15 protein-coding genes and 2 tRNA genes are annotated in these 22,806 nt (G+C 58.6%); 7 read left to right on the forward strand and 10 right to left on the reverse strand.

Going from position 1 to position 22,806, the window contains the following annotated elements:
• Positions 1–58: 58 nt before the first annotated feature.
• The 4 genes from FJ320_04260 to FJ320_04275 form a co-directional block, all read right to left on the reverse strand.
• Positions 59–625, reverse strand: coding sequence for a hypothetical protein (locus tag FJ320_04260; protein ID MBM3925189.1), 567 nt, complete (start codon positions 623–625; stop codon positions 59–61).
• Positions 626–677: 52 nt separating this feature from the next.
• Positions 678–754 (reverse strand) — tRNA-Val (locus tag FJ320_04265).
• Positions 755–881: 127 nt separating this feature from the next.
• Positions 882–5,036 (reverse strand): DNA-directed RNA polymerase subunit beta', encoded by a 4,155-nt coding sequence (rpoC, locus tag FJ320_04270; GenBank protein MBM3925190.1) that lies wholly within the window; start codon positions 5,034–5,036, stop codon positions 882–884.
• A 24-nt stretch (positions 5,037–5,060) separates the two neighbouring features.
• Complete coding sequence (locus tag FJ320_04275) at positions 5,061–8,828, reverse strand: DNA-directed RNA polymerase subunit beta (protein MBM3925191.1); 3,768 nt, start codon at positions 8,826–8,828, stop codon at positions 5,061–5,063.
• A gap of 411 nt (positions 8,829–9,239) precedes the next feature.
• On the opposite strand from FJ320_04275, the gene FJ320_04280 reads away from it, so the two are divergent.
• The 5 genes from FJ320_04280 to FJ320_04300 all read left to right on the forward strand — a co-directional run bounded on the left by FJ320_04280 (position 9,240) and on the right by FJ320_04300 (position 12,777).
• The gene (locus tag FJ320_04280) at positions 9,240–9,506 is read left to right on the forward strand and encodes a metal-sensitive transcriptional regulator (protein MBM3925192.1); all 267 of its coding nucleotides are present in this window, start codon (positions 9,240–9,242) and stop codon (positions 9,504–9,506) included.
• 29 nt (positions 9,507–9,535) lie between these two features.
• Positions 9,536–12,100, forward strand: coding sequence for a copper-translocating P-type ATPase (locus tag FJ320_04285; protein MBM3925193.1), 2,565 nt, complete (start codon positions 9,536–9,538; stop codon positions 12,098–12,100).
• A gap of 49 nt (positions 12,101–12,149) precedes the next feature.
• Positions 12,150–12,299: a YHS domain-containing protein gene (locus FJ320_04290; protein MBM3925194.1), complete on the forward strand. Its 150-nt coding sequence runs from the start codon at positions 12,150–12,152 to the stop codon at positions 12,297–12,299.
• A gap of 59 nt (positions 12,300–12,358) precedes the next feature.
• Entirely contained in the window at positions 12,359–12,598 is a 240-nt protein-coding gene (locus tag FJ320_04295; protein MBM3925195.1) for a glutaredoxin family protein, read from the forward strand.
• Positions 12,599–12,700: 102 nt separating this feature from the next.
• Positions 12,701–12,777, forward strand: a tRNA-Asp gene (locus FJ320_04300).
• A gap of 411 nt (positions 12,778–13,188) precedes the next feature.
• Here FJ320_04300 and FJ320_04305 read toward each other — a convergent pair.
• The 6 genes from FJ320_04305 to FJ320_04330 form a co-directional block, all read right to left on the reverse strand.
• Positions 13,189–13,671, reverse strand: a complete 483-nt coding sequence (locus tag FJ320_04305) for a response regulator (GenBank protein ID MBM3925196.1) — start codon at positions 13,669–13,671, stop codon at positions 13,189–13,191.
• A complete protein-coding gene (locus FJ320_04310; protein MBM3925197.1) occupies positions 13,589–14,356 on the reverse strand; it encodes a HAMP domain-containing histidine kinase in 768 nt (255 codons plus the stop codon). The genes FJ320_04305 and FJ320_04310 overlap by 83 nt, the downstream gene beginning before the upstream one ends.
• Positions 14,353–14,922, reverse strand: coding sequence for a hypothetical protein (locus tag FJ320_04315; GenBank protein MBM3925198.1), 570 nt, complete (start codon positions 14,920–14,922; stop codon positions 14,353–14,355). The genes FJ320_04310 and FJ320_04315 overlap by 4 nt, the downstream gene beginning before the upstream one ends.
• 377 nt (positions 14,923–15,299) lie before the next feature.
• Complete coding sequence (locus FJ320_04320) at positions 15,300–15,962, reverse strand: hypothetical protein (GenBank protein MBM3925199.1); 663 nt, start codon at positions 15,960–15,962, stop codon at positions 15,300–15,302.
• A complete protein-coding gene (locus tag FJ320_04325; protein MBM3925200.1) occupies positions 15,713–17,386 on the reverse strand; it encodes a tetratricopeptide repeat protein in 1,674 nt (557 codons plus the stop codon). Before FJ320_04325 ends, FJ320_04320 begins: the two co-directional genes overlap by 250 nt.
• 321 nt (positions 17,387–17,707) lie before the next feature.
• Positions 17,708–20,023, reverse strand: coding sequence for a xanthine dehydrogenase family protein molybdopterin-binding subunit (locus tag FJ320_04330; protein MBM3925201.1), 2,316 nt, complete (start codon positions 20,021–20,023; stop codon positions 17,708–17,710).
• Positions 20,024–20,212: 189 nt separating this feature from the next.
• Between FJ320_04330 and FJ320_04335 the strand changes: the two genes are divergently transcribed.
• Both FJ320_04335 and typA read left to right on the forward strand, forming a co-directional pair.
• The gene (locus FJ320_04335) at positions 20,213–20,881 is read left to right on the forward strand and encodes an HAD family hydrolase (protein MBM3925202.1); all 669 of its coding nucleotides are present in this window, start codon (positions 20,213–20,215) and stop codon (positions 20,879–20,881) included.
• Between the two features lie 95 nt (positions 20,882–20,976).
• Complete coding sequence (typA, locus tag FJ320_04340) at positions 20,977–22,806, forward strand: translational GTPase TypA (GenBank protein MBM3925203.1); 1,830 nt, start codon at positions 20,977–20,979, stop codon at positions 22,804–22,806.

The raw sequence follows: 22,806 nt of genomic DNA on the forward strand, positions 1-22,806 counted from the left end.
TGATGGCTTTAAATCAGATTTAAGCACCAATTTGACGAATAAGGACATATTTTAGCCATCAGAAAGCGCGAATCGGCGTATACAAGGCGGGCTTCATATTAACGGAGTATTTAAGGGTCACGGTAAGAGCTTCCAGAGGGAAACTGTTTAAGAGAACAACCTTGTGTTCTCCGCTGGAAGCGACGGTTACTTCCAGGGAGCCGCTGGACTTGTCGCTCTGGTTCGCAAGCTCATTGCCGTCAACGTCCAGGACGGCAATCCGGATAGCGCGCTCCTGGGCGGCGGTGCCGCCGAACCCGGGGCTGACGCGGACCTCGGCTTTGTATTCAACTTTCAGGATATCCCCTTCTTTAAGGGTTAGCGGCACCTCCTCAAATCGGCCAGCACCAACAAATATTCTTTCCTCTTTCGAGAGCGATGTCGAATCCGAATTCGAGCCTGTGCCGGAGGGGGCGTTGGTGGCAGCACCGGCGGTTGGAGTGGAGGCCGGGCTATCACCACAGGCGACCGAGAGAAGGGAAGCAAGAAGGAGGGCGGGTAGGAAGGCGTTACGAATGAGAATAGCGAGGCGTGGATGAAGGTGAGGAGTCCTGGCAAACCTCTGGGTGGGCTTGGCTTCGCCCATAATTCACCTCATAGGGAGAATCGGGAAGAGGCCTGGTCACCAGAAAACTAGATGGTGGGCGATAGAGGACTCGAACCTCTGACCTTCGCGATGTCAACGCGATGCTCTAACCATCTGAGCTAACCGCCCGTACTGGTAAGTGTGCCAGCTATCTAATTTGGCGTCAAGACGCGTTTAGGTGTTATTGGCTTTGGACACAGCCAATGAGAAGGGGCCATTCGACTTGCATGGCCCCTATGGTTATCTATTGCTAAGGCTACTTGTCTTCGGCCTCAGCCTCTTCCGATTCTTCCTCCGAATCCTCATCCGTGTCCACTGACTCGTCATCCAAATCGTCGTCGGAATCGGCCTCGATCTCATCTTCGTCATCGATGAGGCTGGCCTTGGGCTCCTGGCCGTTGCTGGACTCATCGTGGCCGTTGGTGAAGCGGGAGGCAAGCTCCTCTACCATGGCGCTGCTGAGCATCTCGCTCTCGGCGCCGGGGAGGGCCAGGCCTTCCGTACCAAAGGGCTCGCTGACTGGGGGCAGGGCGGTCTGGGACCGGGCGGGAATGAGGCGTCCGATGATGACGTTCTCTTTCAGGCCCTGGAGATGGTCGACGGCGCCGCTGGCCGCAGCCTCGGTCAGGACTCTAGTCGTCTCCTGGAAGGAGGCGGCGGCCAGGAAGCTCTCGGTAAGCAGGGACGAGCGGGTGACGCCCAGGAGGCCGGGGCGGGCGGTGGCAGGCTCGCCGCCCTCAGCGAGAACTTGGGCGTTTTTGGCCTGGAAGTCGAAGATGTCAACGGTGGCGCCGGGGATGTATTCGGTGTCGCCTGGGGTGTCCACCTGGACCCGGCGGAGCATCTGCCGGACAACGACTTCGATGTGGCGGTCATGGATAGTGACGCCCTGGGAGCGGTAGACCTTCTGGACCTCCACGGCCAGGTAGCGTTCTACTTCCTCTTTGCCTTTGATGCGGAGAATCTCGTGGGGGTTGAGGGGGCCGGCGGTGAGGGCATCGCCAGCTTTGACCTGGTCGCCGTCCTTAGCTAAGAGAACGGCGGAAGCGGGCACCATGTACTCGCGTTCCTCTATATCGGCCCACACGACGGAGATGTTCTTGCCTTTGATTTCCACGAGACCGCTGACGTTAGCCACGATGGGCTTGGCAGGTTCCTTGGGCTCCTTCTTGGTGGCTACGGGCGCAGCTAGGGTGTCGCCGGCCTGGACTTCCTGGCCGTCGGATACCACTAGCTCCAAGCCTTTAGTCAGCGAATAGTCTTCCTGGTACTCTTCCTTGCTGACAACGCGAAGCCTTCGACCCTCGGTCTCATCCTTAACTTCCAGGATGCCATCGATATCCGAAAGGACGGCGGCGCCCTTAGGTATGCGGGCCTCGAATATTTCTTCAACCCTGGGGAGGCCGCTGGTGATGTCCACGCCGGCGATACCGCCAGTATGGAAGGTCCTCATGGTCAACTGAGTACCGGGCTCCCCGATGCTCTGGGCGGCGATGATGCCTACAGCGTCGCCCATCTTCACCAGCCGGCCGGTGGCGGGGCTGCGGCCGTAGCACATGCGGCACAGGCCACGATGGGCCTGGCAGGTGAGGGGCGAGCGGACGTGGATGTGGGGTATCTCCAGGCCGGCGATTTTCTTCAGCGCCGCTTCATCGATTTCCTGGTCCTTGTCTACAAGGATCTCGCCGGTCTGAGGGTGAACAATGGGCGACGCGGCCCTCCGGCCCAGGGCGCGCTCTTCCATGGACGCCACCAGCGGGTCGCTGGCGACGGCGTAGAGCCACACGCCTTCCGTGGTCTCGCAGTCCTCCATCAGGATTATTACGTCCTGGCACACGTCGGTCAGGCGGCGGGTGAGGTAACCCGAGTCGGCGGTACGGAGGGCGGTGTCGGCGAGGCCTTTGCGGGCGCCGTGGGTGGATATGAAGTATTCAAGGGCGGTCAAGCCTTCCCGGAAGCTGGACTTGATGGGAAGGTCGATGATGCGGCCCTTGGGGTTGCTCATGAGGCCGCGCATGCCGGCCATCTGCTTAATCTGAGCGATGTTACCTTTGGCTCCGGAGGTGGCCATCATGGAGATGCCGCCGAAGCTCTTCATCTCTTCCTTAACGATCTGCTCCATGGTGTCGCTGGCTTTTGTCCAGGCGGACACGGTGTGGGAGTACCGCTCCTCCTCGGTCATGAGGCCCTGCATGAAGTCTTCTTCATAAGCCTTCACCTGACTAATGGCTTCATCGATGACGGCCTTCTTGCGAGGGGAGACCTGGATGTCGTTGATGCCGATGGTAATGCCGGAACTCATGGCGTATTTGAATCCCAGGGCCTTGATGCGATCCAGCACCTTGGCGGTCTCAGCGTTGCCTAGGACGCGGTAGCATTCCGCCGTGAGGGCTTTGAGGCTGCCCTTGTCCATGAGTCGGTTCTTGTATTCGATTTCAGGAGGCAGCACCTCGTTGAAGAGGATGCGGCCTACGGTGGTGTTAAGCCAGCCTTCCTTCTGCTTGGGGTCCCAGACCTTGACTTCGGCCTGGAGGTCAACGTGGCCGAACTCGTGGGCGAGGCGGGCTTCATCGAAGGAGAGGAAGGACTTGCCGGCGCCTCTGCCGTTGGGCCGCATGTCGGTTAGATAGAAGCAGCCGAGGACCATGTCCAAGGTGGGGGTCACCAGAGGCTCGCCGGAAGCGGGGGAGAGCATGTTGTGAACACTGAGCATGGTCTCCTTGGCTTCGCGGACCGCCATTTGCGACAGGGGGACATGGACAGCCATCTGGTCGCCATCGAAGTCAGCGTTGAAGGCGGGGCAGACCAGAGGGTGGAGCTGGATGGCGCTGCCTTCGATTAGCACGGGCATGAAGGCCTGGATACCCAGCCGGTGAAGGGTGGGCGCGCGGTTAAGGAGGACGGGCCGCTCCTTGATGACCTCTTCGAGTATGTCCCACACCTCGCCTCGCGCACGCTCGACCATTCGCTTGGCGCTCTTGATGTTGGGTGCGATGGCCAGCAAGACCAGGCGGTGCATGACAAAGGGCTTGAAAAGCTCCAGGGCCATGCGCTTGGGCAGGCCGCACTGGTGCAAGTCCAGCTCGGGGCCAGCAACGATGACGGAGCGGCCTGAATAGTCCACACGCTTGCCCAGGAGGTTCTGACGGAAGCGGCCCTGCTTGCCTCTAAGCAGGTCAGACAGAGACTTGAGCTTGTGGTTATGGCTGCCCTGGATGGGCCGGCCTCGCCGACCGTTGTCGATAAGGGCGTCGACGGCCTCCTGCAGCATGCGCTTTTCGTTTCGAATAATAATCTCGGGAGCGCCGAGTTCCATGAGGCGCTTGAGGCGGTTGTTGCGGTTAATGACGCGGCGGTAGAGGTCGTTGAGGTCGCTGGTGGCAAAGCGTCCGCCGTCCAACTGCACCATAGGTCGGAGTTCCGGCGGCAGGACGGGCAGGACCTTTAGGACCATCCATTCCGGCTTGTTGCCGCTCTTGCGGAAGGCCTCAACCACACGCAGGCGCTTGATGGCCTTCTTGCGGCGTTGGCCGGAGGTAGACTGCATCTCCTGCCAAAGCTGCTCGCGGAGGGCTTCCAAGTCGATGCCCTTGAGGATTTCCAGCACGGACTCGGCGCCCATGCTGGCATGGAAGACGCTGCCGTAGCGCTCCTTGAGCTCGCGATAGCGGCTTTCAGTGACCAGTCGGAGGACGCGCAAGTCATCAAGCTCATCAACGCGGGCTTCGTATTCGATTTCGACCTGGGCGATCTCCTCGTCGAGGGTGTCCCTGACCTGGTCCACCTGCTTCTTGATATCTTTAGGAAGGTCCAGAGGCTCGCCGTCATCAGCTTCTGAAGCGGTGATTTCCTCCTCGGTCTTGCCTGTGATCTGGACAAGCTGGGCCATAGCGGCGTCCTTGAGCTTTTTGACCTCAGCATCAAACTTCTCTTTCTCCGAGTTGAGGGCCTGGGTGCGGGCCTCCTCATCGACGGAGATGATCACATGCTGGGCGAAATACAGAATGCGCTCCAGGTTCCTGGGCGAGAGGTCCAGCAGGAGGCCAAGCCGGCTGGGCGTGCCCTTGCTGAACCAGATGTGGGCCACGGGAGCGGCGAGTTCAATGTGACCCATACGCTCACGGCGGACCCGGGAGCGGGTGACTTCCACGCCGCAGCGGTCGCAGATGACGCCGCGGTAGCGGACGCGCTTGTACTTACCGCAGAAGCATTCCCAGTCCTTGGTGGGGCCGAAGATGCGTTCGCAGAAGAGGCCGTCTTTCTCAGGCCTCAGGGTGCGATAGTTGATAGTCTCCGGCTTGGTGACCTCGCCGTGGGACCAGCTGCGAATCTGTTCAGGCGAAGCGACAGATATTCGAATGGCGTTAAAACTAGCCGAGTGGACTTCGCTTCTTTCTGCTATGCCTACCATTGTTTTTCTCAGTCCTTGTATAAGTTAATCGCCTTCAATCTTCATGGTCTCTTTGGAGTCACCGGGGAGGGCGGCGGGTTCATCTTCGTGCAGCAGCTCTACGGCCAGACCAAGACTCTGAAGCTCCTTGACCAGCACGTTGAAGGACTCCGGGATGCCGGGCTGCACTATATCCTCACCCTTGACTATGGCCTCGTAGGTCTTGACGCGGCCCGAGACGTCGTCCGACTTGACGGTCAGCATCTCCTGAAGGTTAAAGGCGGCGCTGTAGGCCTCCAAGGCCCACACCTCCATTTCGCCGAAGCGCTGGCCGCCGAACTGGGCCTTGCCGCCCAGGGGCTGCTGGGTGATGAGGGAGTAGGGGCCGGTGGAGCGGGCGTGAATCTTGTCCTCCACCAAGTGGACCAGCTTGAGCATGTATATGTAGCCGACGGTCACAGGCTGGTCGAAAGGCTGGCCGGTCTTGCCGTCGCGCAAGACCATCTTGCCGAAGGTGGGAGGCGCGAGCCGCTGCTCGTTGTGGTATCTCAGGGCCTTCTCTTTCAGATCCTCGGGGGAGAGGGCGTCCACCTCCTTATCGCTGAGAATGCCGCCGTCCTTGAGCCATATGCGAAGGGCCGCTTCCGACGCCTTGCCGACAGCCTTCTCGTCCAGGAACTCGTCAAAGCTGCAACCCTTGGACTCAATCCATTCCTTAGCCTTGTCCCAGTCTATCTTGGGCGCGTTGTCGTCCGGGGAGATGTCCAAGGCTTGGGCCTGCTGGAGGCACCAGATACGGGCTAGACCGTCCTCAATAGTCTCATCTCTCGCGCCGTCGAAGATGGGGGTCGCGGCGGAGAAGTTGAGGAGCTTAGCTACCCAGCCAAGGTGAGTCTCCAGGACCTGCCCCAGGTTCATGCGCGAGGGCACGCCGATGGGGTTGAGGATGATGTCGACGGGGGTACCGTCGGGGAGAAAGGGCATGTCCTCGGCGGGGAGGATGCGGGCCACGACGCCTTTGTTGCCGTGGCGGCCTGCCATCTTATCGCCGACGGAGATTTTGCGGGTCTGGGCAACCCAAACTCGGACGGCTTCGTTGACGGAGGCCGGCAGCTCGTCCTTGTTCTGGCGGCTGAGGACCTTCACGTCGATGACCTTGCCGCGCTCGCCGTGGGGAACCCTGAGGGAGGTGTCCTTCACGTCGCGAGACTTCTCGCCGAAGATGGCACGGAGCAGCTTTTCCTCGGCGGTGAGTTCGGTCTCGCCCTTGGGGGTAACTTTACCCACCAGGATGTCGCCGGGGCCGACTTCGGCGCCGATGCGAATGATGCCGCGCTCGTCCAGGTCGCGCAGGCTTTCCTCGCCGACGTTGGGGATGTCCTGAGTGATCTCCTCGGGGCCCAGCTTGGTCTCGCGGGCCTCCATCTCATGCTTTTCGATGTGTATGGAGGTGAAGAAGTCCTTCTTGACCAGGTTCTCGCTGAGGATGACGGCGTCCTCGTAGTTGTAGCCGCCCCAGCTCATGAAGGCCACCAGGACGTTCTGTCCGAGGGCGAGGCTGCCACTCTGAGTCGAAGAGCTGTCTGCCAGCACGGAGCCGACTTCGACCTTTCTTCCCTTCTGGACTACGGGCCGCTGGTTGAAGCAGGTGCCCTGGTTGGTGCGGCTGAACTTGGTCATCTTGTGGGGATGCTCTTTGCCGCCTTCATCGGTCACGATGACTTCGCCGCCGGTCACCTGGGTGACGACTCCAGCGGCCTTGGAAAGCACCACCTGGCCGCTGTCCTGGGCCACGCGGTCTTCAATGCCGGTGCCGATGAGGGGCGCCTGGGGCTGAAGCAGAGGCACGGCCTGACGCTGCATGTTAGACCCCATTAAGGCACGGTTGGCGTCGTCATGCTCCAGGAAGGGTATGAGGGAGGCGGACACGCTCATAATCTGCATGGGCGAAACATCCATGAAGTCGACGCGGTCAGGGGACTCCTCGGCGTAGCGGTCGCCGACGCGCACCTCGACGCGCTCGCCAACAAGCTGGTTCTTTTCGTCAAGCTCAACGTTGGCCTGAGCGACGATATGGACGCCTTCTTTGTCCGCCGACAGGTAGAGGATGTCCTCATCCTTGCTGGAGACGAAGGCCCTAACGGGTATGGCACGTTTGGACAGAGCGGCGATCCTCTTGAGGGCCGCGGGAGTAATCTTGCTGCCCTCTTTGACGATGCGCTTCCCTTCTTTATCGTCGATGTCCTGGGTCACGTTGCGACCTACCAGGTCATCATCAGTGTTAGGCAGCTCCTTGAGGACCTTTCGATAGGGCGATTCGATGAAGCCGAAGGCGTTGATGCGGGCAAAGCTAGCCAGCGAGCTCAGCAGGCCGATGTTGGGGCCTTCCGGGGTCTCGATGGGGCATATGCGGCCGTAGTGGGAGAAGTGGACGTCGCGTACGTCAAAGCCGGCGCGCTCGCGGGAGAGGCCGCCAGGGCCAAGGGCGGAGAGGCGGCGCTTGTGGGTCAGCTCGGCCAGGGGGTTGGTCTGGTCCATGAACTGGGATAGCTGGGAGCCGCCGAAGAACTCGCGGACGGCGGCCACCACGGGCCGGATATTAACCAAGGCCTGGGGGGTGGCCTGCTCGGGGTCGATTAGGGTCATGCGCTCCTTGACCATGCGCTCCATGCGCAGGAGGCCGACGCGCATCTGGTTCTGCACCAGCTCACCGACGGAGCGGACGCGGCGGTTGCCGAGGTTGTCGATGTCATCAGGGGTGCCGTCGCCGTTATTCAACTGGACCATGGTGCGGACCACGGAGATCAGGTCGTCCAGGTCCAGGACGCGCTGATCCAGGGACTTATCAAGCCCCAGACGGGTGTTGAGCTTGTGCCGGCCGACTTTGTTCAGGTCATAGCGCCGGGGTTCAAAGAGGAGGTTGCGCAGGAGGGTGTAGGCGTTGTCCACGCTGGGAGGCTCGCCGGGGCGCAGGCGGCGGTAGAACTCCAGCTGGGCGCTGGCGATTTTTCGGGCGAGGGAGGCGTCGAAGGGTTTCTCGGGGCGGAGCCAGGCCCAGATTTTGCGCAGGTCATCGTCCTTAAAGAAGGCATCCTTCTCTTCAGGGTAAACGTCTCGCTCAAGAGTTGAACTGATGTAGCTATTGTTATCGTCATCGTCCACATCCTCGAAAAGCCGCTTCAACTCCTGGTCGTCGGCGATGCCGAGGGCGCGGAAGAAGATGCTGACCGAGACTTTGCGCTTTCGGTCGACTTTAACGGAGAGGACGTTCTTGTTGCTGGTCTCGAACTCCAGCCATGCGCCGCGGTAGGGGATAAGCTTAGCGGAGCAGAGGCTGCGGTTGGTGGCGATGTCGCGCTCCAAAACGAAATAAACGCCAGGGGAGCGGACCAGCTGGCTTACCACCACTCGCTCGGCGCCGTTGACAATAAAGGTGCCGTCGCCGGTCATCATGGGGATGTCGCCCATGAAGATTTCCTGCTCCTTGATAACGCCCGACTCCTTGGCGACGAGGCGGGCCTCCACCCACAGAGAGGCGGAGTAGGTTATCTCATTCTGCTTGCACTCTTCCGTGGAATACTTAGGCTCCCGGAAAGTATGCTTGCCGAAGAATATCTCAAACTTATTGGCTGTGAAGTCCTGAATCGGCGAGACTTCCTGGAAGACTTCGCTCAGGCCTTCTTCCTTGAGCCAGCTAAAAGAGTCTACCTGCATTTGAATGAGATGCGGGATGTCCAAGACTCTGGGGATGCGGGCGAAGGACTTGACTGGTCTGCTGCCGTTACCGTTGGAGGTAGATAAGGACAAAGCCATACTCCTCATACTCCTAGAGGGGAAAGGATTCGGATCTCGAAAGGCGTGGGCCTAGTGCGGCTAGAAAAGAGCTAACGTGGGCAATTCTTGAAGGCGATAGAATCCGTAACCTATATCGTAGCACTCTTCAGCATGTTGTCAATAGCTTTTTAAACGAGTTTTTCCCTGTATTACTGTATTACTACAGCTTAAGCATGAGGGCGGCTTTGCCGCCAAGCGTCTACGAGTCGCAGGATACGGTAGCGTCGATGGCAGAACCGGCTATAGCCTGGCTGGTTGAGGCACACCGCCTTTGCGCAGCGTCAAACCCGGCTACTGGGCTATAAATAATTCCACTGTTGACTTAAAGCTTACTCTGGCGCTATGATACTTAAAACCCCTACCCAGGGGGTATGGGTTAAGGAGGCCAGTGTGAAGTCCGACGTGAAAAGGGAAGCGGGGAAGCGTCTCTCGTACATAGAAGGGCACATAGCCGGTGTGCGCAAGATGATTGACGAGGACCGCTATTGTGTAGATGTCCTTAAGCAGACCCACGCTATCAGGAAAGCTATTGAGAAGCTGGAGGCATTGCTGCTGGACGGACATCTGCAATCCTGCGTGGTGGAGGGCATAAAGGGTGGGCGCGAGGAGCAGATTGTAAGCGAGTTGCGAGACCTCTATGACGTGAGGTCACGCTAGTCAGTTATACTTTATCGGCGGTATCAGATATGGCTCGACCTACTACAAGCACAAAACAATCTAATACAGGGCGATCTAGTAACGAGAAGAGGTTGACTATCCCTATAACCGGGATGACCTGCGCCTCCTGCGTCGCCACCATCGAGAAGGCGCTGGAGGGGGTCCCGGGCGTGGCTTCAGCGTCGGTGAACCTGTCGACCGAGAAGGCGACAATTACGTTGGAAGGCGAGTTGACAGAAAACCCGGCATCGCTGGAAGCGCTAACTAAGGCCGTCAGCGAGGCTGGATACGGCGTGGGCGGGCGAAGGACAACGCTGAGCATTGGCGGCATGACCTGCGCTTCCTGCGTAGCGACGGTGGAGAAGGCTCTAAGAAGCGTCCCCGGTGTTCTTTCGGCGTCGGTTAACCTGGCGACTGAGAAGGCGACGGTGGAAATGGCGCCGGGCGCCGCGGGCGTTGAAGATCTCATACGCTCCGTCCAGGAGTCCGGGTATTCAGCCACGCCGGAATCGGCCTCGGAGGAAGAGGGCCTGGCAGAGGAGTCGCAGCGGTTAAGTAAGGTCAGGGAGGCCGCGGGGTTATGGCGCAAGTTCCTTGCAGCTGGCTTAGGCGGCGCGCTGCTCTTTATAGGCAGCTTTGATCCTTTCCCGTGGGTCCCGCCGCTGATGGCGAACTCCGCCTACCTACTGCTCCTTTGGGCTGTGGCAACACCTATTCAATTCTGGAGCGGTTCCAGCTTCTATCGATACGGCTTTGGGGCGCTCCAGCATGGTTCCGCCAACATGAACACGCTTATAGCCCTGGGGACTACGGCGGCCTATGTCTACAGCGCAGTAATGGTGGTGCTGGAGATCGCCGGGTCCGACGCGCTGCTCACCCGAGGGTTGGAGAGGGCAGTCTACTTCGACACCTCGGCTATCATCATCGCGCTGGTGCTACTGGGCCGATATATGGAGCTGCGGGCCCGAGGGAGGACGTCGGAGGCGATCCGGCGGCTTATCGGGCTGCGTCCCGAGTCGGCTCGAGTCGTGCGGGATGGAGAGGAGAGGGAGGTGGCTATAAGCCAGGTGGCGGTGGGAGACGTGGTGGTGGTGCGGCCTGGAGAGCGCATACCCGTCGACGGCGTGGTGCTGGATGGTTACACATCGGTGGACGAATCCATGATTTCGGGTGAAAGCCTTCCGGTGGAGAAAACGGTGGGGTCCAGTGTCATCGGCGCGACGATCAACAAGACGGGGTTCGTCAAGTTTCGCGCCACGCGAGTCGGCAAAGACACCACGCTTTCCCAGATTGTGCGGCTGGTGCAGGAGGCCCAGGGCTCCAAGCTGCCAATTCAGCGCCTGGCGGACCTGGTATCCGCCTACTTTGTTCCTATAGTTATCGCCGTTGCCCTGGGCGCGTTTGTGTTCTGGCTATTCTTCGGCCCGTCGCCGGCCCTGACTTACGCGCTGCTCACATCGGTGGCGATACTGATTATAGCGTGCCCGTGCGCTATGGGCCTGGCGACGCCTACGGCGATAATGGTCTCCACCGGCAGGGGAGCGGAAGCGGGCATCTTGATTCGAAACGGGGAGGCGCTGGAGAAGGCCAGCAAGATCACCACCGTGGTCCTAGACAAAACCGGGACGCTGACTGTAGGCAGGCCGTCGGTTACCGACGTTATTCCGCTTCAAGGGAAAGATGACGAGCTATTGAGGCTGGCGGCGTCGGTGGAGAAGGGGTCGGAGCATCCTCTAGGAGAGGCCATTGTTCGAGAGGCGGAGGTCCGCGGCGTAGGGCTGCTTGAAGCCAAAGGCTTTCAGGCCGTGCCCGGCCAGGGTGTGCAGGCACAAATCAATGGGGCAAAAGTCCTTTTAGGCAATCGCGCTTTCATGGAGGCCCAAGGCCACGTGCTGGATGGACTCGTGAAGAAAGCCGAGGAACTGTCGACGCAAGGCAAGACAGCCATGTTCGTATCGAGCGGCGATGGAATGGCGGGGATTATCGGTGTGGCCGACACTATCAAGCCAGGCGCAGCCGAGGCTATCGCCCGACTAAAGGGGCTGGGCCTGGAAGTCATCATGCTGACCGGCGACAACAGGGTTACCGCCGAGGCCATCGCCCAGCAGCTGGGAGTGGACGAGGTTGTGGCGGAGGTGCTGCCTGGGGACAAGGCCGCCAAGGTGAAAGAGCTGCAGGAGCAGGGTAAGGCGGTGGCCATGGCCGGCGACGGCATAAATGACGCTCCGGCGCTGGCGCAAGCCGACGTATCGATAGCCATGGGGACGGGGACGGACGTGGCGATGGAGTCCTCGGACGTGGTGCTGATGCGCGGCGACCTTGCGTCGCTGGTAGGAGTGTTTGGATTAAGTCGAAGAACACTGCGCGTTATTAGGCAAAATCTCTTTTGGGCGATGTTTTACAATGTTGCCCTGATACCCGTAGCGGCCGGCGTTCTCTATCCTGTCTTTAAGGATGGGGTGCCGGGCGGTCTGGAGTTCTTCTTTGGCGACGTCGGTTTTCTGAATCCTGTGCTGGCGGCCCTGGCGATGGCGTTTAGCTCGGTGAGCGTGGTAAGCAACTCGCTAAGATTACGGAGGTTAAAGCTAACTTAAGATGGCAGGCATATTTGAAAGGATTTTTCGGTCCGGGAAAGATAAAAAGATAGCGATAGACCCGGTGTGCAAGATGGAGGTGGACATATCCAACACTCCAGGAGGCAAGTCGGAGCATGGGGGGAAGGCCTACTATTTCTGCGCGCCAGGGTGCAAACGGGCCTTCGATAAGGAGCCCCAGAAGTATGCCGCGTCCTAGCCGCATAGGTTTAAAAAGAGGGCCGGATAGGCTATAATCGTTTGCGAAAAGCGTAAGAGGTGCCGAGCTTGTCGGATACAAGTGCTCCGGAAATCATAGTCTATACCCATCCAGACTGCGGGTTCTCCGCGGCGGTGAAATTCGACTATGACAACAGGGGCGTTAAGTACCGCGAGATAGACATTTCGTTGCAGCCCGAAGCGATACCGGAGTTGGAGCGACTGGCCGGCGGCGAAAGAATTACGCCGGTGATTGTGGAAGGGGACAAGGTCACGGTGGGCTTCAACGGCATTGGTTGAAGCTTCTGAAGGCCGGGCCGTCGGCCCGGCGCGAGCCTAGCTCCACCCTTGCCCGTATTGACACTTAACAGCGCTAACCCTAGTATCATTTTGTACGCTAACGGCCCGGTGGTGTAGCGGCCAAACATACTGCCCTGTCAAGGCAGAGATCGGGGGTTCGAATCCCCTCCGGGTCGCCATGGTTTTATTAAGCTTTGGATAGAGGGGCTTTGCGCGGGCAGGTGGGGTGTTGGTCTCATTCGGGTCCACCAGCTCCTTTATCTCGCCACGGCGAGCTTGCAGCCCCTTCCTTTTCGGGAAGGGGAAGAGAAAAGCCACCACAACCCCCTGCTTCGACCATACTTAGGACGGTCCGATTGCATCGGACTGCGCCATATACGCTTAAAGATAGCGGATCTTTCAGGCCGAGGGAGGACCAGATGGGAGCCTGCCCAAAGGCCCCCACCGAGATGTTACGCTTCATATCCGCTTCCGGACCAGGGGTACACCGAGTTTTCGTGCAAAGCTGAGTGAGTAGAGTCAGATATTGTTTGGTTGGGGATGAGCGTGGTTCGGACAGAGGCACTTCGTAACTATGGATGTCTTAAGAATTAATTCACGTCTGTCGTTTTACACAGGAGTTCTTTTAGCAGACCTTGAAGTTCTGTGATGCTAAAAGGTTTTTCTAGGAAATGTCTGATGCCGGACAGGGCAAGGCGTTCTTTGGTAACCTGGAGAGGCCACGCGCTGGTGAGGATGATCGGGAGGTCAGGGTTCATCTCATGGAGGCGCTTGGCTGCTTCCAGGCCGCTGGCGTCGGGCAAGTTCAGGTCCATGAGCACCAGCGATACACCTTCAAGACTAGCAAAGGCCACGGCCTCAGCGGCGGTAGTGGTAAGGATTGGAATGTAGCCTAGCTGCTCAAAAGTGGAAGAAAGTAAGCGGCCCACCAGCTCATGGCCTTCCACCAGCAGAATTCTAGCGCCCTGGGATGCGACGCCTTCAGTCACCTTAGGGCTGTTGGACGGCGGGGAGCAGGATAGAGAAAGTAGTCCCTTTTCCTGCCTTGCTTTTGAAGCTGATGCGCCCACCATGGGCAGATACTACGTGCTTGACTACTGTGAGGCCAATGCCTGTGTGAGCATTGCCTTTTCCTGAGAAGAAGGGTTCGAATATTCTTGCCTGGTCTTCCGGATTAATCCCCGTTCCAGTGTCGCTAACCAAGACCTCCGTCATGGACTCTCTCGGGCTGGACGCCACGGTCAAGGTGCCGCCCTTTTCGTTCATGGCGTCCAGGGCATTAATCAAGAGGTTGACCAGGGCCGACCGCAAAAGCACTTCGTCGCCGATGAGCGGCCGATGGTCGTGTAATTCGATCTTTGCTTTGACATCGGCTCCGTATATTCTGGCCAGTTCGAGCCTGTAAGGTTCCACGTATCTGATAGCCTCAGTCAGCACTTTGTCCAACAGAACGACCTGCCTGGCCACTGGATTCTGGATCACCTCTTTGACTGAAAGGCGCTTAACCATCTCTTTAATGTCTAGAGTGACGCCCTTAAGAGAATCCAGCATGGACTTGCTCCCAGGCCGCTCATTAGACAAGGTCACAAGATCAATTGTGCCGCTTATGACCTGCAGCAAGTTGTTGATGTCATGAATCAATCCCTTAGCCATCAGCCTATTGGCCTGGGCCTCATTAGCCCAAGCTACCAGTGCCATCAGTTCCGTGTCCCACGGCTGGGCTTTAGCCGCGGTCATGTTTTGCGGCGCTGTCTTCACTGTTTCACCTCTTTAAGTTGATGCGCCGAAGTTAGTTTCTCCGTCGCGAGCGAGTGGTCAGCGGAACTGCCCGGCGAGGTAGATTTTTGCGGCGTCGAATTCGAGAGCAAGGCTCTGCCCAGCTTTAGCAGCACCAGCATCAGCCCGAGGATAATCAACAGGTCGCCGATGCTCCAGACAGAGTGGATAGGGAAGGTAGAGGGGATAATGTCCGAGAATAGCGCTAGGTTTGTTTCTTCTTCCAGCAGCAAGATGTTTTTTGGGTCTGGAAGCTGAGAACCAGGAGCGAAGACAGACTCTTCTATGAAGCCAGCCTTGCGCAGGGCTTCCGGCGTGACGGGCATTCGCCAACTGTTGAAGGCTATGACCAAAAAATTTAGCGCCGCGCCGGCAAACATTACCTTGAAGCCGAGGACTCTCAGGTTGGCGACTACACCCGCCAGCAGCAACAGATAGGAGCCTGCTAGAGCCGCGGTTATGAACCCGCCGTAAGCCTCAATGGGCATGAGATAAATGCCGGCGAGTTGAAACAGCAGGGCCCCGCATAACACCCAAGACCATTTCAAGTGAGTGAGGGAGTCTATATTGATCAGGAATCCTTTTATCAAGAAAGGCCTCTTGAAAATCAGCGTACATACAAAAATGGCACTGCGGCTTGCGGCTAACCACCACCGCCCCTCAGTGCCATAACTGTAAGATTATTAGGTTATGAGACTTATGGAGACCAGCTATAAGGAGCCAGGGCGGCCAACGCCGCAGCGGTAGCGACCAGCGCGGAGACTAGGATAGCGATCTTTGCCTTTAAGTTCTTCATAACCCGACCTCCTAATTTCGTTGCACTAATGATGAAGGTCTATGCTCACGAAATGCTCACAAGGCGGGGAGAAAATAAAAAGGCTGCCCACTCTAGGGCAGCCTGATGCGTCATGGATAGCGGACCCTTCTAGCTTCTTGAGGCCGCTTCCACACGGAGCTGCTCAAGGCTTTTTGGAGGCTTAGCGCCAAGTTCTTTTAAGCTGACGTCCGAATAGAGCCTGTAGCGTCTCAACGCCTCCGGTCGATTACCGGCGAGGAAACACAGCTTAATTAACTCCTCGTGGGCGCCAATGTCGGTCCGGTCATAATGGAGGGCTTTCTCTAGAAGCGCAGCCGCTTCATCAAAGTTGCGTCTCGCCAAGTGGAATCCCGCTAATTGGGACAAGGCCCTTAGATATTGGATTTCGGCATCGTTGCGAATGGTTTCAGCCCACTCCGAGTAGAACTCTTTAATGAAACCGCCCTGGTATAGTTCGACAGCCTTGCCGAGCAGTTCCGTTCGCTCCGCATCCATGCGCGGAAGCTTCTCCGCCCGTTCGATTAAATCCCTGAACTCCTCCAAGTCGAACCTGAGAAGGCCTTTGGAGTTGATTTTATATGTTCCGCCTTCCTGGATAAGGCATTCTTTGTAGAGGGCTTTTCTGGCTCGATAAACGTTGTTGTAAAAAGCATTCCTGCTGAGGCTGGGCGAGAGCTCCGGCCATAAGATTTCCAGCAGCTCTTCTCTCCGCCTGCCTTCTCGATGGCACAAAAGGAAAAGAACAACTCTTTGGCCTTCTGGCTCTCCCATTGGGCCTGAGTTATCTTTTCACCGTCTACCAGAACCTGGGCATCGCCGAAGCTGATGACTTCCAGCCTGGGGTACGTGGGCGTCAACCTGGGCGAGATAATAGCAGGATCAGAGACCTCGATGTCCTTTTCCTGGGCGACTTTGAGACGAGCATACACTTCCACGAAGAGATTCTCGCCAATCTGCCTCTTGGCCCCGTATTTCATCACCTCAATCATTCGCCGGCCTTCAAGGCACAACAGCTCTTGGAGGTCCAGGCGGCGCACCAGGGTGGCGAGGTCCAGCAGGGATTGATCCAGCTCAGGCCAGCCGCGCAACCGGTAGAGAACATCCGCTTGGCCCAGCCTGGCCTTAACTACCTCCCGCACCGCTCCCGCGCCCTCCAGGGTGTCTATTGACTCCTGGATCTTGACCTTGGCCTTATCCAGATTCTTGTCGGCGGCGTCCAGGAAGCCCTGGGCCAGGGTGATCAGTCCGAGCTCATATTTGAGTCCCAACCGCCTGGCCTCATAATTAGCCTGCAGGAAGTGAGTCCTGGCCTGGTCACGACGTCCCACGGACATGTACACATTGCCGATACCCATGTTGGCGTAGCATAGGAGCCGCGGTTCCAGGGCGTCCCGGGCCGGGTCAAAGCTGCTGCGATAGTGCTCCAAGGCCTCATCGAAACGGCCCTTTTCCTTGAGGGCGTCGCCGATACCCATAAGCGCGATGGCTTCCACCCGCCGGTAATTGTGCTCTTTGGCCAAATTGAGGCCCTGGTGGAAATAGGTCAGCGCCTGCTCAAATAACCCCATGTCGGCGTAGGACTGGGCGAGATTGTTCAGCACCTCGCTTAGCTCCAGCCGGTTTCCAATCTTCTCGTAGCAGGAGCGGGCGTGGTTGAAATGCACCTGGGCTTCAGAGAGGCGACCCAGATGGGCGAAAGCCGTGCCCAGGTTGTGATGGACGGCGGCGCTCAGGTTCAAGTCCCCGGAGCGGGCGCAGAGACCGAGGGCTTCCTCCAGGTATTGTATGGCCTGGTCCAAATCGCCCGTGGCGCCGTAGATAAGTCCTAGCTGGCGAGAACCCTCTATCCTCATCTCAGGAGCTTCAGCAGGACCTTTAAGCAGGGCCAGTCCGGCCTCCGCGTCTTCCAAGGCTACCTTGATATAACCTCTTAGACGAGAAGCCGAGGCCCTTAGCAGCAATGCCTTGGCGCGGACTGGCGTCGGAAGAACGTCGCCGTCGGACAGGATGCTGGTGGCTATGCTGACGGTCTCGTGAGGGCGCTGAAGCCTTAGCGCACATTCCGCTTGCAGCAGCATGAGGCCAGGGTCGAGCGTAGAGTCGGAGCCGGCCATGGCGCTGAGAGCAGCCTCCAGCTCCTGCCATCTTCCGCTGGAAGCTAGAGACTGGACCGCCTTATACCCAGTCTTGTTCATTGTCCTCCAGGCCTTGAATCCGGCTTGACGAACTCAATCCTGTGTTCGAGGGCCTGTTGTTTATGCGCCAGGACTTGCCCTACCAGCCGAAAGAGGCAAGCCTGAAAGCGATTATGAAGCACCAGGGGTCTGGGCGACTTATAATGTACTGCGACTCTCCAAATAAGTCCACATTATTCACAGCATTCCCACACGATTTTACCGGCTATCACTCATTTTATGGAAACCCGCAGGCAGACGCCCAGTTAGAGCCATCGATGGATGCTGTACTATCGTACAGTATCAGCACTAGCTCTTGACGATCATTAGTGGAAGAATGAGCTACTTGCGGCCGTTCTTGCCGCGTCCGTTCTTGCACTCGCTCCACAGGGTCTCCAGGATGGCCCCGGGATTCATGGGCAGGCGCGTCATTCGCACTCCCAGGGCGCCGTGGATGGCGTTGGCTACAGCCCCCATAGGGGGCACGATGGAAGCCTCGCCGACGCCCCGCACACCGAAGGGGTGGCCGGGGTTGGGAACTTCGATAATAACGGTATCGATCATGGGCAGGTCCAGGCTGGTGGGCATTCGGTAGTCGAGGAGGCTGCTGTTGGCCATGTCGCCCTTGTCGTTGTAAAAGTACTCCTCGTTCAGCGCCCAGCCGATGCCCTGAACGCTGCCGCCCTGCATTTGGCCTTCCACGTAGCTGGGGTGCACGGCTTTGCCCGCGTCCTGGAAGGCGGTGAAGCGAAGGATATCCACCTTACCGGTCTCCGGGTCCACACGCACGTCCACAATGTTCCCCGCCACCGAGGCCCCGACACCTTTAGGATCTACCGTGCCCCGGCCCATAATAGGCCCGCCGGTGTCATCCAGCTTGGCGGCCAGCTCCTTGAAGGTCATATTAAGTTCAGGGTCGGTTTTAGACTGGTAGACGCCCTTCTTCAACTCGACGCCCTTGGAGTCCACGTCCCAAATATCGGCGGCGCGCTGGATTAGCTGCCGCTTGGCGTCCTGGGCGGCCTCGTAGGCGGCGTAGCCGGTGGCGAAGGTGGTGCGGCTGCCGGCGGTTAGGGCGGTGTAACCGATGAGGTCTGTGTCCACTACTGTGGGGTGGACATCTTCGGCGGGGATACCGAGGACCTCGGCGGCCTGCATGGCGATGGAGGTGCGGGTGCCGCCGATGTCCGGGTTGCCTTCGACGAGGTTGATGGTGCCGTCTCGATTGACGGCGACATTGCAGCTGGAGGGCAGGCCCACGTTGAACCAGAAGCCGATGGCGACGCCGCGACCGGTGTTGGGTTCCTTCAGCTTAGACTTGTAGTGGGGGTGATCTTTCATGGCCTCTAGCATCTCGATGAGGCCGATGCGTTTTTGCGTAGGGCCGTCTACCCGCCGCGCACCTTCTTTGGAGGCGTTCATGAGACGGAACTCTATCTGGTCCAGGTCTAGCTTTCGCGCCAGCTCGTCGACCATCTGCTCCATAGCGAAGGCGGCGTTGGGAGCGCCAGGGGCGCGGTAGGCGGCGGTCTTGGGCTTGTTCACCACCACGTCCAGGCCTTCCACCTCCATGTTGGGGATGTCGTAGCAAGAGAAGATACACTGGGCCCCCGCGGATACGGGCGATCCCGGGAAGGCGCCAGCCTCGTAGGCGAGGCTGGCCTGGGCGGCGACCATTTTTCCTTTCCTGGTGGCACCGAGCTTGACCTTCATGTAGGCGCCGCAGGTGGGGCCAGTGCCCTCCAGGACTTCCTTACGGGACATTACTATTTTGACGGGCGCGCCGGTCTTCTTGGAGAGGAGCGCCGCGACGGGCTCTAGATAGACAGGTATCTTGCCGCCGAAGCCGCCGCCGATTTCGGTGGGGATCAGACGCACCTGGGAGGCTGGCATGTCCAGAAGCTCCGCCGTGGTGTCCCGGACGCCGAAGGGTGCTTGAGTGGTGCACCACACGGTCACACGTCCGTCCTGGTTCCAGTGGGCCACGGCGCTGTGGGGTTCGATATACCCCTGATGCACAGTCTTGTTAGTGAACTCGCGCTCGACGATGACATCTGCTTTGGCGAAGCCTTTTTCAACATCGCCCTGGGCGTGGAAAAGCCGCCGCGCCACGTTGCTGGGCTTGGAGGGCTTTTTGCCGCTGCCTTCAGTAAACAGGTTGTCGTGGAGGATGGGGGCATTGCGGTCGGCACCTTCCGGGGCGGTAAGGACCGGCGGGAGGACTTCATATTCGACTTTGATAAGAGATAAGGCTTCCTCCGCGATATGGGGGCTGGTGGCGGCGACGGCGGCGACGGCGTGGCCTCTGTACAAGGCCTTGCGGCTGGCCATGACGTTCTCTCGGATGTAGTCGAGCTTATCCGAACCTTCGCCCAGGTTTATGGTCTTGCCGGCTTTCATGGACGGAAAGTCCCGGGCGGTAACCACGGCTTTGACGCCATCCAGCTTGAGGGCCTTGCTGGCGTCGATGGACTTGATGCGAGCGTGGGCATGAGGGCTGCGGAGTATCCTGCCGTAGAGCAGGCGGACAGGGTTGAAATCGGCGCCGTATTTAGCCGCACCCGTCACTTTGTCAGTGCCGTCATGGCGCAGGGGACGGGTACCCACCACGTCGAAGGTCTTGGTGGCAAGGACAACGTTGGGCTTGTAGGCCGCCATAGCTTCACCTCTTAGTCAAGTTACTACACGACCAGGCAGGGGCGTCACACCTAATAATAGTCGGATGGCGGGGGGCATTCAAGATTGCCTGCTAATGATTTAGGACGCCGCTAACAGGTGATTACGTTATACTTACGATACGCGCGACTAGGAGAAGTGACCAGATTGAGTCTCAAGCAAGCAGCGAACATGCCTTCAAAAAGTCTCCGAGCCATGGTCCTGGACTTCGATGGTGTGGTGCTGGAGTCCAATCAGATCAAGGCTGAAGCCTTTCGACGCCTTTTCTCGGACTACCCAGAGCATGGCGACGCCATTGTGAAGCTGCACCTTGCCCACGGCGGCATGTCGCGGTTTGAGAAGTTCCGCATTATATACCGCGATTTCTTGAAGAAGCCTCTAGGTGACGATGAGATGGAGCGGCTGAACCGGGCCCTTGGCAACCTTGTCGACGGGCAGTTGATGGTGTGCCCATTTGTCCGCGGCGCTGAAGAGTTTTTGAAGACGATGGCGCCAAGGTACCCGCTGTTCATTGCATCGGGCACGCCGCAGGAGGAGCTTCGCGGCCAGATGAAGCGCCGGGGCATTGCCGGGTATTTCAAGGCGATATACGGGTCGCCCAGGAAGAAGGCCCAGATACTGAAAGACCTTATGGCTGAGTTTAGCTTGACGCCCGGCGAGGTGCTGTTCATTGGCGACGCCATTGACGATTACCACGGGGCTGTGGAGGCAGGCACACCCTTCATAGCACGAGTGCCAAAGGGGAAAAACAGCCCATTTCCTAGCGAGGGTGTTCTGATGACTGTTCAAGATTTGGCGGACCTGACGCGGTGCTGGGACGCTCCGACAAAAACCAGCTAGACCTGCGGACGTTCTTGCCCATCGCAACTCCCGCGCTATGCTATAATTGATTTATTAACTGGCCCGAAGGCCAGTTTTTTTGACGTAAAGGGACTATGGCCTTACCTCTTCGAAATATCGCTATCATCGCCCACGTGGACCACGGCAAGACTACACTGGTGGACGCCCTGCTGAAGCAGGGCCAGGTCTTCCGGGAGAACCAGGCCGTGGGCGAACTCATAATGGACTCCAACGAGCTAGAGCGTGAGAAGGGCATTACTATACTGGCCAAGAACACGGCTATCACATATCGCGGCGTCAAGATTAACGTCATCGATACGCCGGGGCATGCCGACTTCAGCGGCGAGGTGGAGCGGGTACTGAATATGGCCGACGGTTGCCTATTGGTGGTGGATGCCGTGGACGGGCCTATGCCGCAGACCCGGTTTGTGCTGCGCCATGCCTTCCGGAAGGGCCTGAAGCCTATTGTCGTAATCAACAAGATAGACAGGCCCTTTGCCAGACCACAGGAGGTGGTGGGGCTGGTGCAGGACCTGTTCCTAGAACTGGCGACGGAAGACAGCCAGCTCGATTTTCCAATTCTCTACGCCAACGCTAAGGGGGGCTACGCGCTAGAGAAGCTGGAGGACACGCCCAAGAGCCTAGAGCCACTTTTCGAGGCTATTCTCAAGCATGTGCCGCCGCCATCGGGCAACCTGGAGGGCGGGTTCCAGATGCTGGTGACGGCGCTAAACTATTCCAGCCACATCGGCCAGATAGCCATTGGACGCATTGCGCGGGGCAAGATCAAGGTGGGCGACTCGCTGGCGCGCATCACCCGCTCCGGCGCGATGAGCAAACACAAGGCCACAAACCTTTACGTGTACCAGGGCTTGCAACAGAAAGAGGTCACCGAAGCCGAATCGGGCGAAATCATTGCGCTGGCGGGTTTGGAAGACGCTGCTATCAGCGACACCATTACCGCCGAGGAGGCACCGGAGGCACTCCCAGGCATCGACATAGGAGAGCCGACGGTGCAGATGACCTTTGGCGTCAGCACATCGCCGTTCTCAGGGCAGGACGGCAAGTATTTGACCTCCCGACAGCTTAGGGACCGGTTGCAGCGGGAGCTACGGACCAACGTCAGCCTTCGAGTGCAGGATACGGACAGCGCCGATGTTTTCCTGGTATCAGGGCGCGGCGAGCTTCATCTGGCGATACTCATCGAGACCATGCGGCGCGAGGGGTATGAGTTCCAAGTCTCCAGGCCTGAGGCTATCATAAAGGCGGTAGACGGGCAGAAGATGGAGCCTTACGAGCAGCTGTTCCTGGACATCACTGAGGACTCCATTGGCCTGCTGACGGAGAACCTGTCGGCGCGGCTGGCGCAGATGACGGACATGCGGCCTACGGGACAGGGCCGGCTGCATGTGGAGTATAAGATTCCGACTCGCGGCCTCATTGGCTTCCAGCGGTTCTTTATGAAGGCGACGCGAGGCAACGGGGTAATGAACTCGATATTACTGGGCTACGAGGCGATGCAAGGGGACTTGAGGTCTACCAGGACGGGAGTGATGGTGGCGTCGGAGACGGGGACGGCGGTGGCCTACGGCCTCAATCACGCGCAGGAACTCGGGTCCACTTTTGTAGAACCGGGAATGGCGATTTACGAGGGTATGATAGTGGGGATGCACGCGCGGGACCGGGATATGGAGGTCAACGTCTGCAAGGAAAAGAAGCTGACCAATATCCGATCATCGACCTCAGACATCGCTGTGAAGCTCAGCCCGCCAATTCGGATGACCTTGGAGGAGGCGCTGGACTTCATCGTCGATGACGAGATGGTGGAGGTCACGCCGAAGAACATACGCCTTAGGAAGCGCGTCCTATCCAATGCTGAGCGTTACCGCCAGGGACGCGATAAAGCTGTAGCGGGGCGGCGCTAA

This window comes from SAR202 cluster bacterium, from assembly GCA_016872285.1.
Taxonomy (GTDB): domain Bacteria; phylum Chloroflexota; class Dehalococcoidia; order Lucifugimonadales.

What these genes read in the sequence shown, in the direction of transcription:
- FJ320_04325 (MBM3925200.1), bottom strand. Translation starts at nt 17,386, where the DNA reads ATGAACAAGACTGGGTATAAGGCGGTCCAGTCTCTAGCTTCCAGCGGA.
- FJ320_04335 (MBM3925202.1), top strand. Translation starts at nt 20,213, where the DNA reads ATGCCTTCAAAAAGTCTCCGAGCCATGGTCCTGGACTTCGATGGTGTG.
- FJ320_04285 (MBM3925193.1), top strand. Translation starts at nt 9,536, where the DNA reads ATGGCTCGACCTACTACAAGCACAAAACAATCTAATACAGGGCGATCT.
- FJ320_04260 (MBM3925189.1), bottom strand. Translation starts at nt 625, where the DNA reads ATGGGCGAAGCCAAGCCCACCCAGAGGTTTGCCAGGACTCCTCACCTT.
- FJ320_04330 (MBM3925201.1), bottom strand. Translation starts at nt 20,023, where the DNA reads ATGGCGGCCTACAAGCCCAACGTTGTCCTTGCCACCAAGACCTTCGAC.
- FJ320_04305 (MBM3925196.1), bottom strand. Translation starts at nt 13,671, where the DNA reads ATGGTGGGCGCATCAGCTTCAAAAGCAAGGCAGGAAAAGGGACTACTT.
- rpoC (MBM3925190.1), bottom strand. Translation starts at nt 5,036, where the DNA reads ATGGTAGGCATAGCAGAAAGAAGCGAAGTCCACTCGGCTAGTTTTAAC.
- FJ320_04320 (MBM3925199.1), bottom strand. Translation starts at nt 15,962, where the DNA reads ATGGGAGAGCCAGAAGGCCAAAGAGTTGTTCTTTTCCTTTTGTGCCAT.
- typA (MBM3925203.1), top strand. Translation starts at nt 20,977, where the DNA reads ATGGCCTTACCTCTTCGAAATATCGCTATCATCGCCCACGTGGACCAC.
- FJ320_04275 (MBM3925191.1), bottom strand. Translation starts at nt 8,828, where the DNA reads ATGGCTTTGTCCTTATCTACCTCCAACGGTAACGGCAGCAGACCAGTC.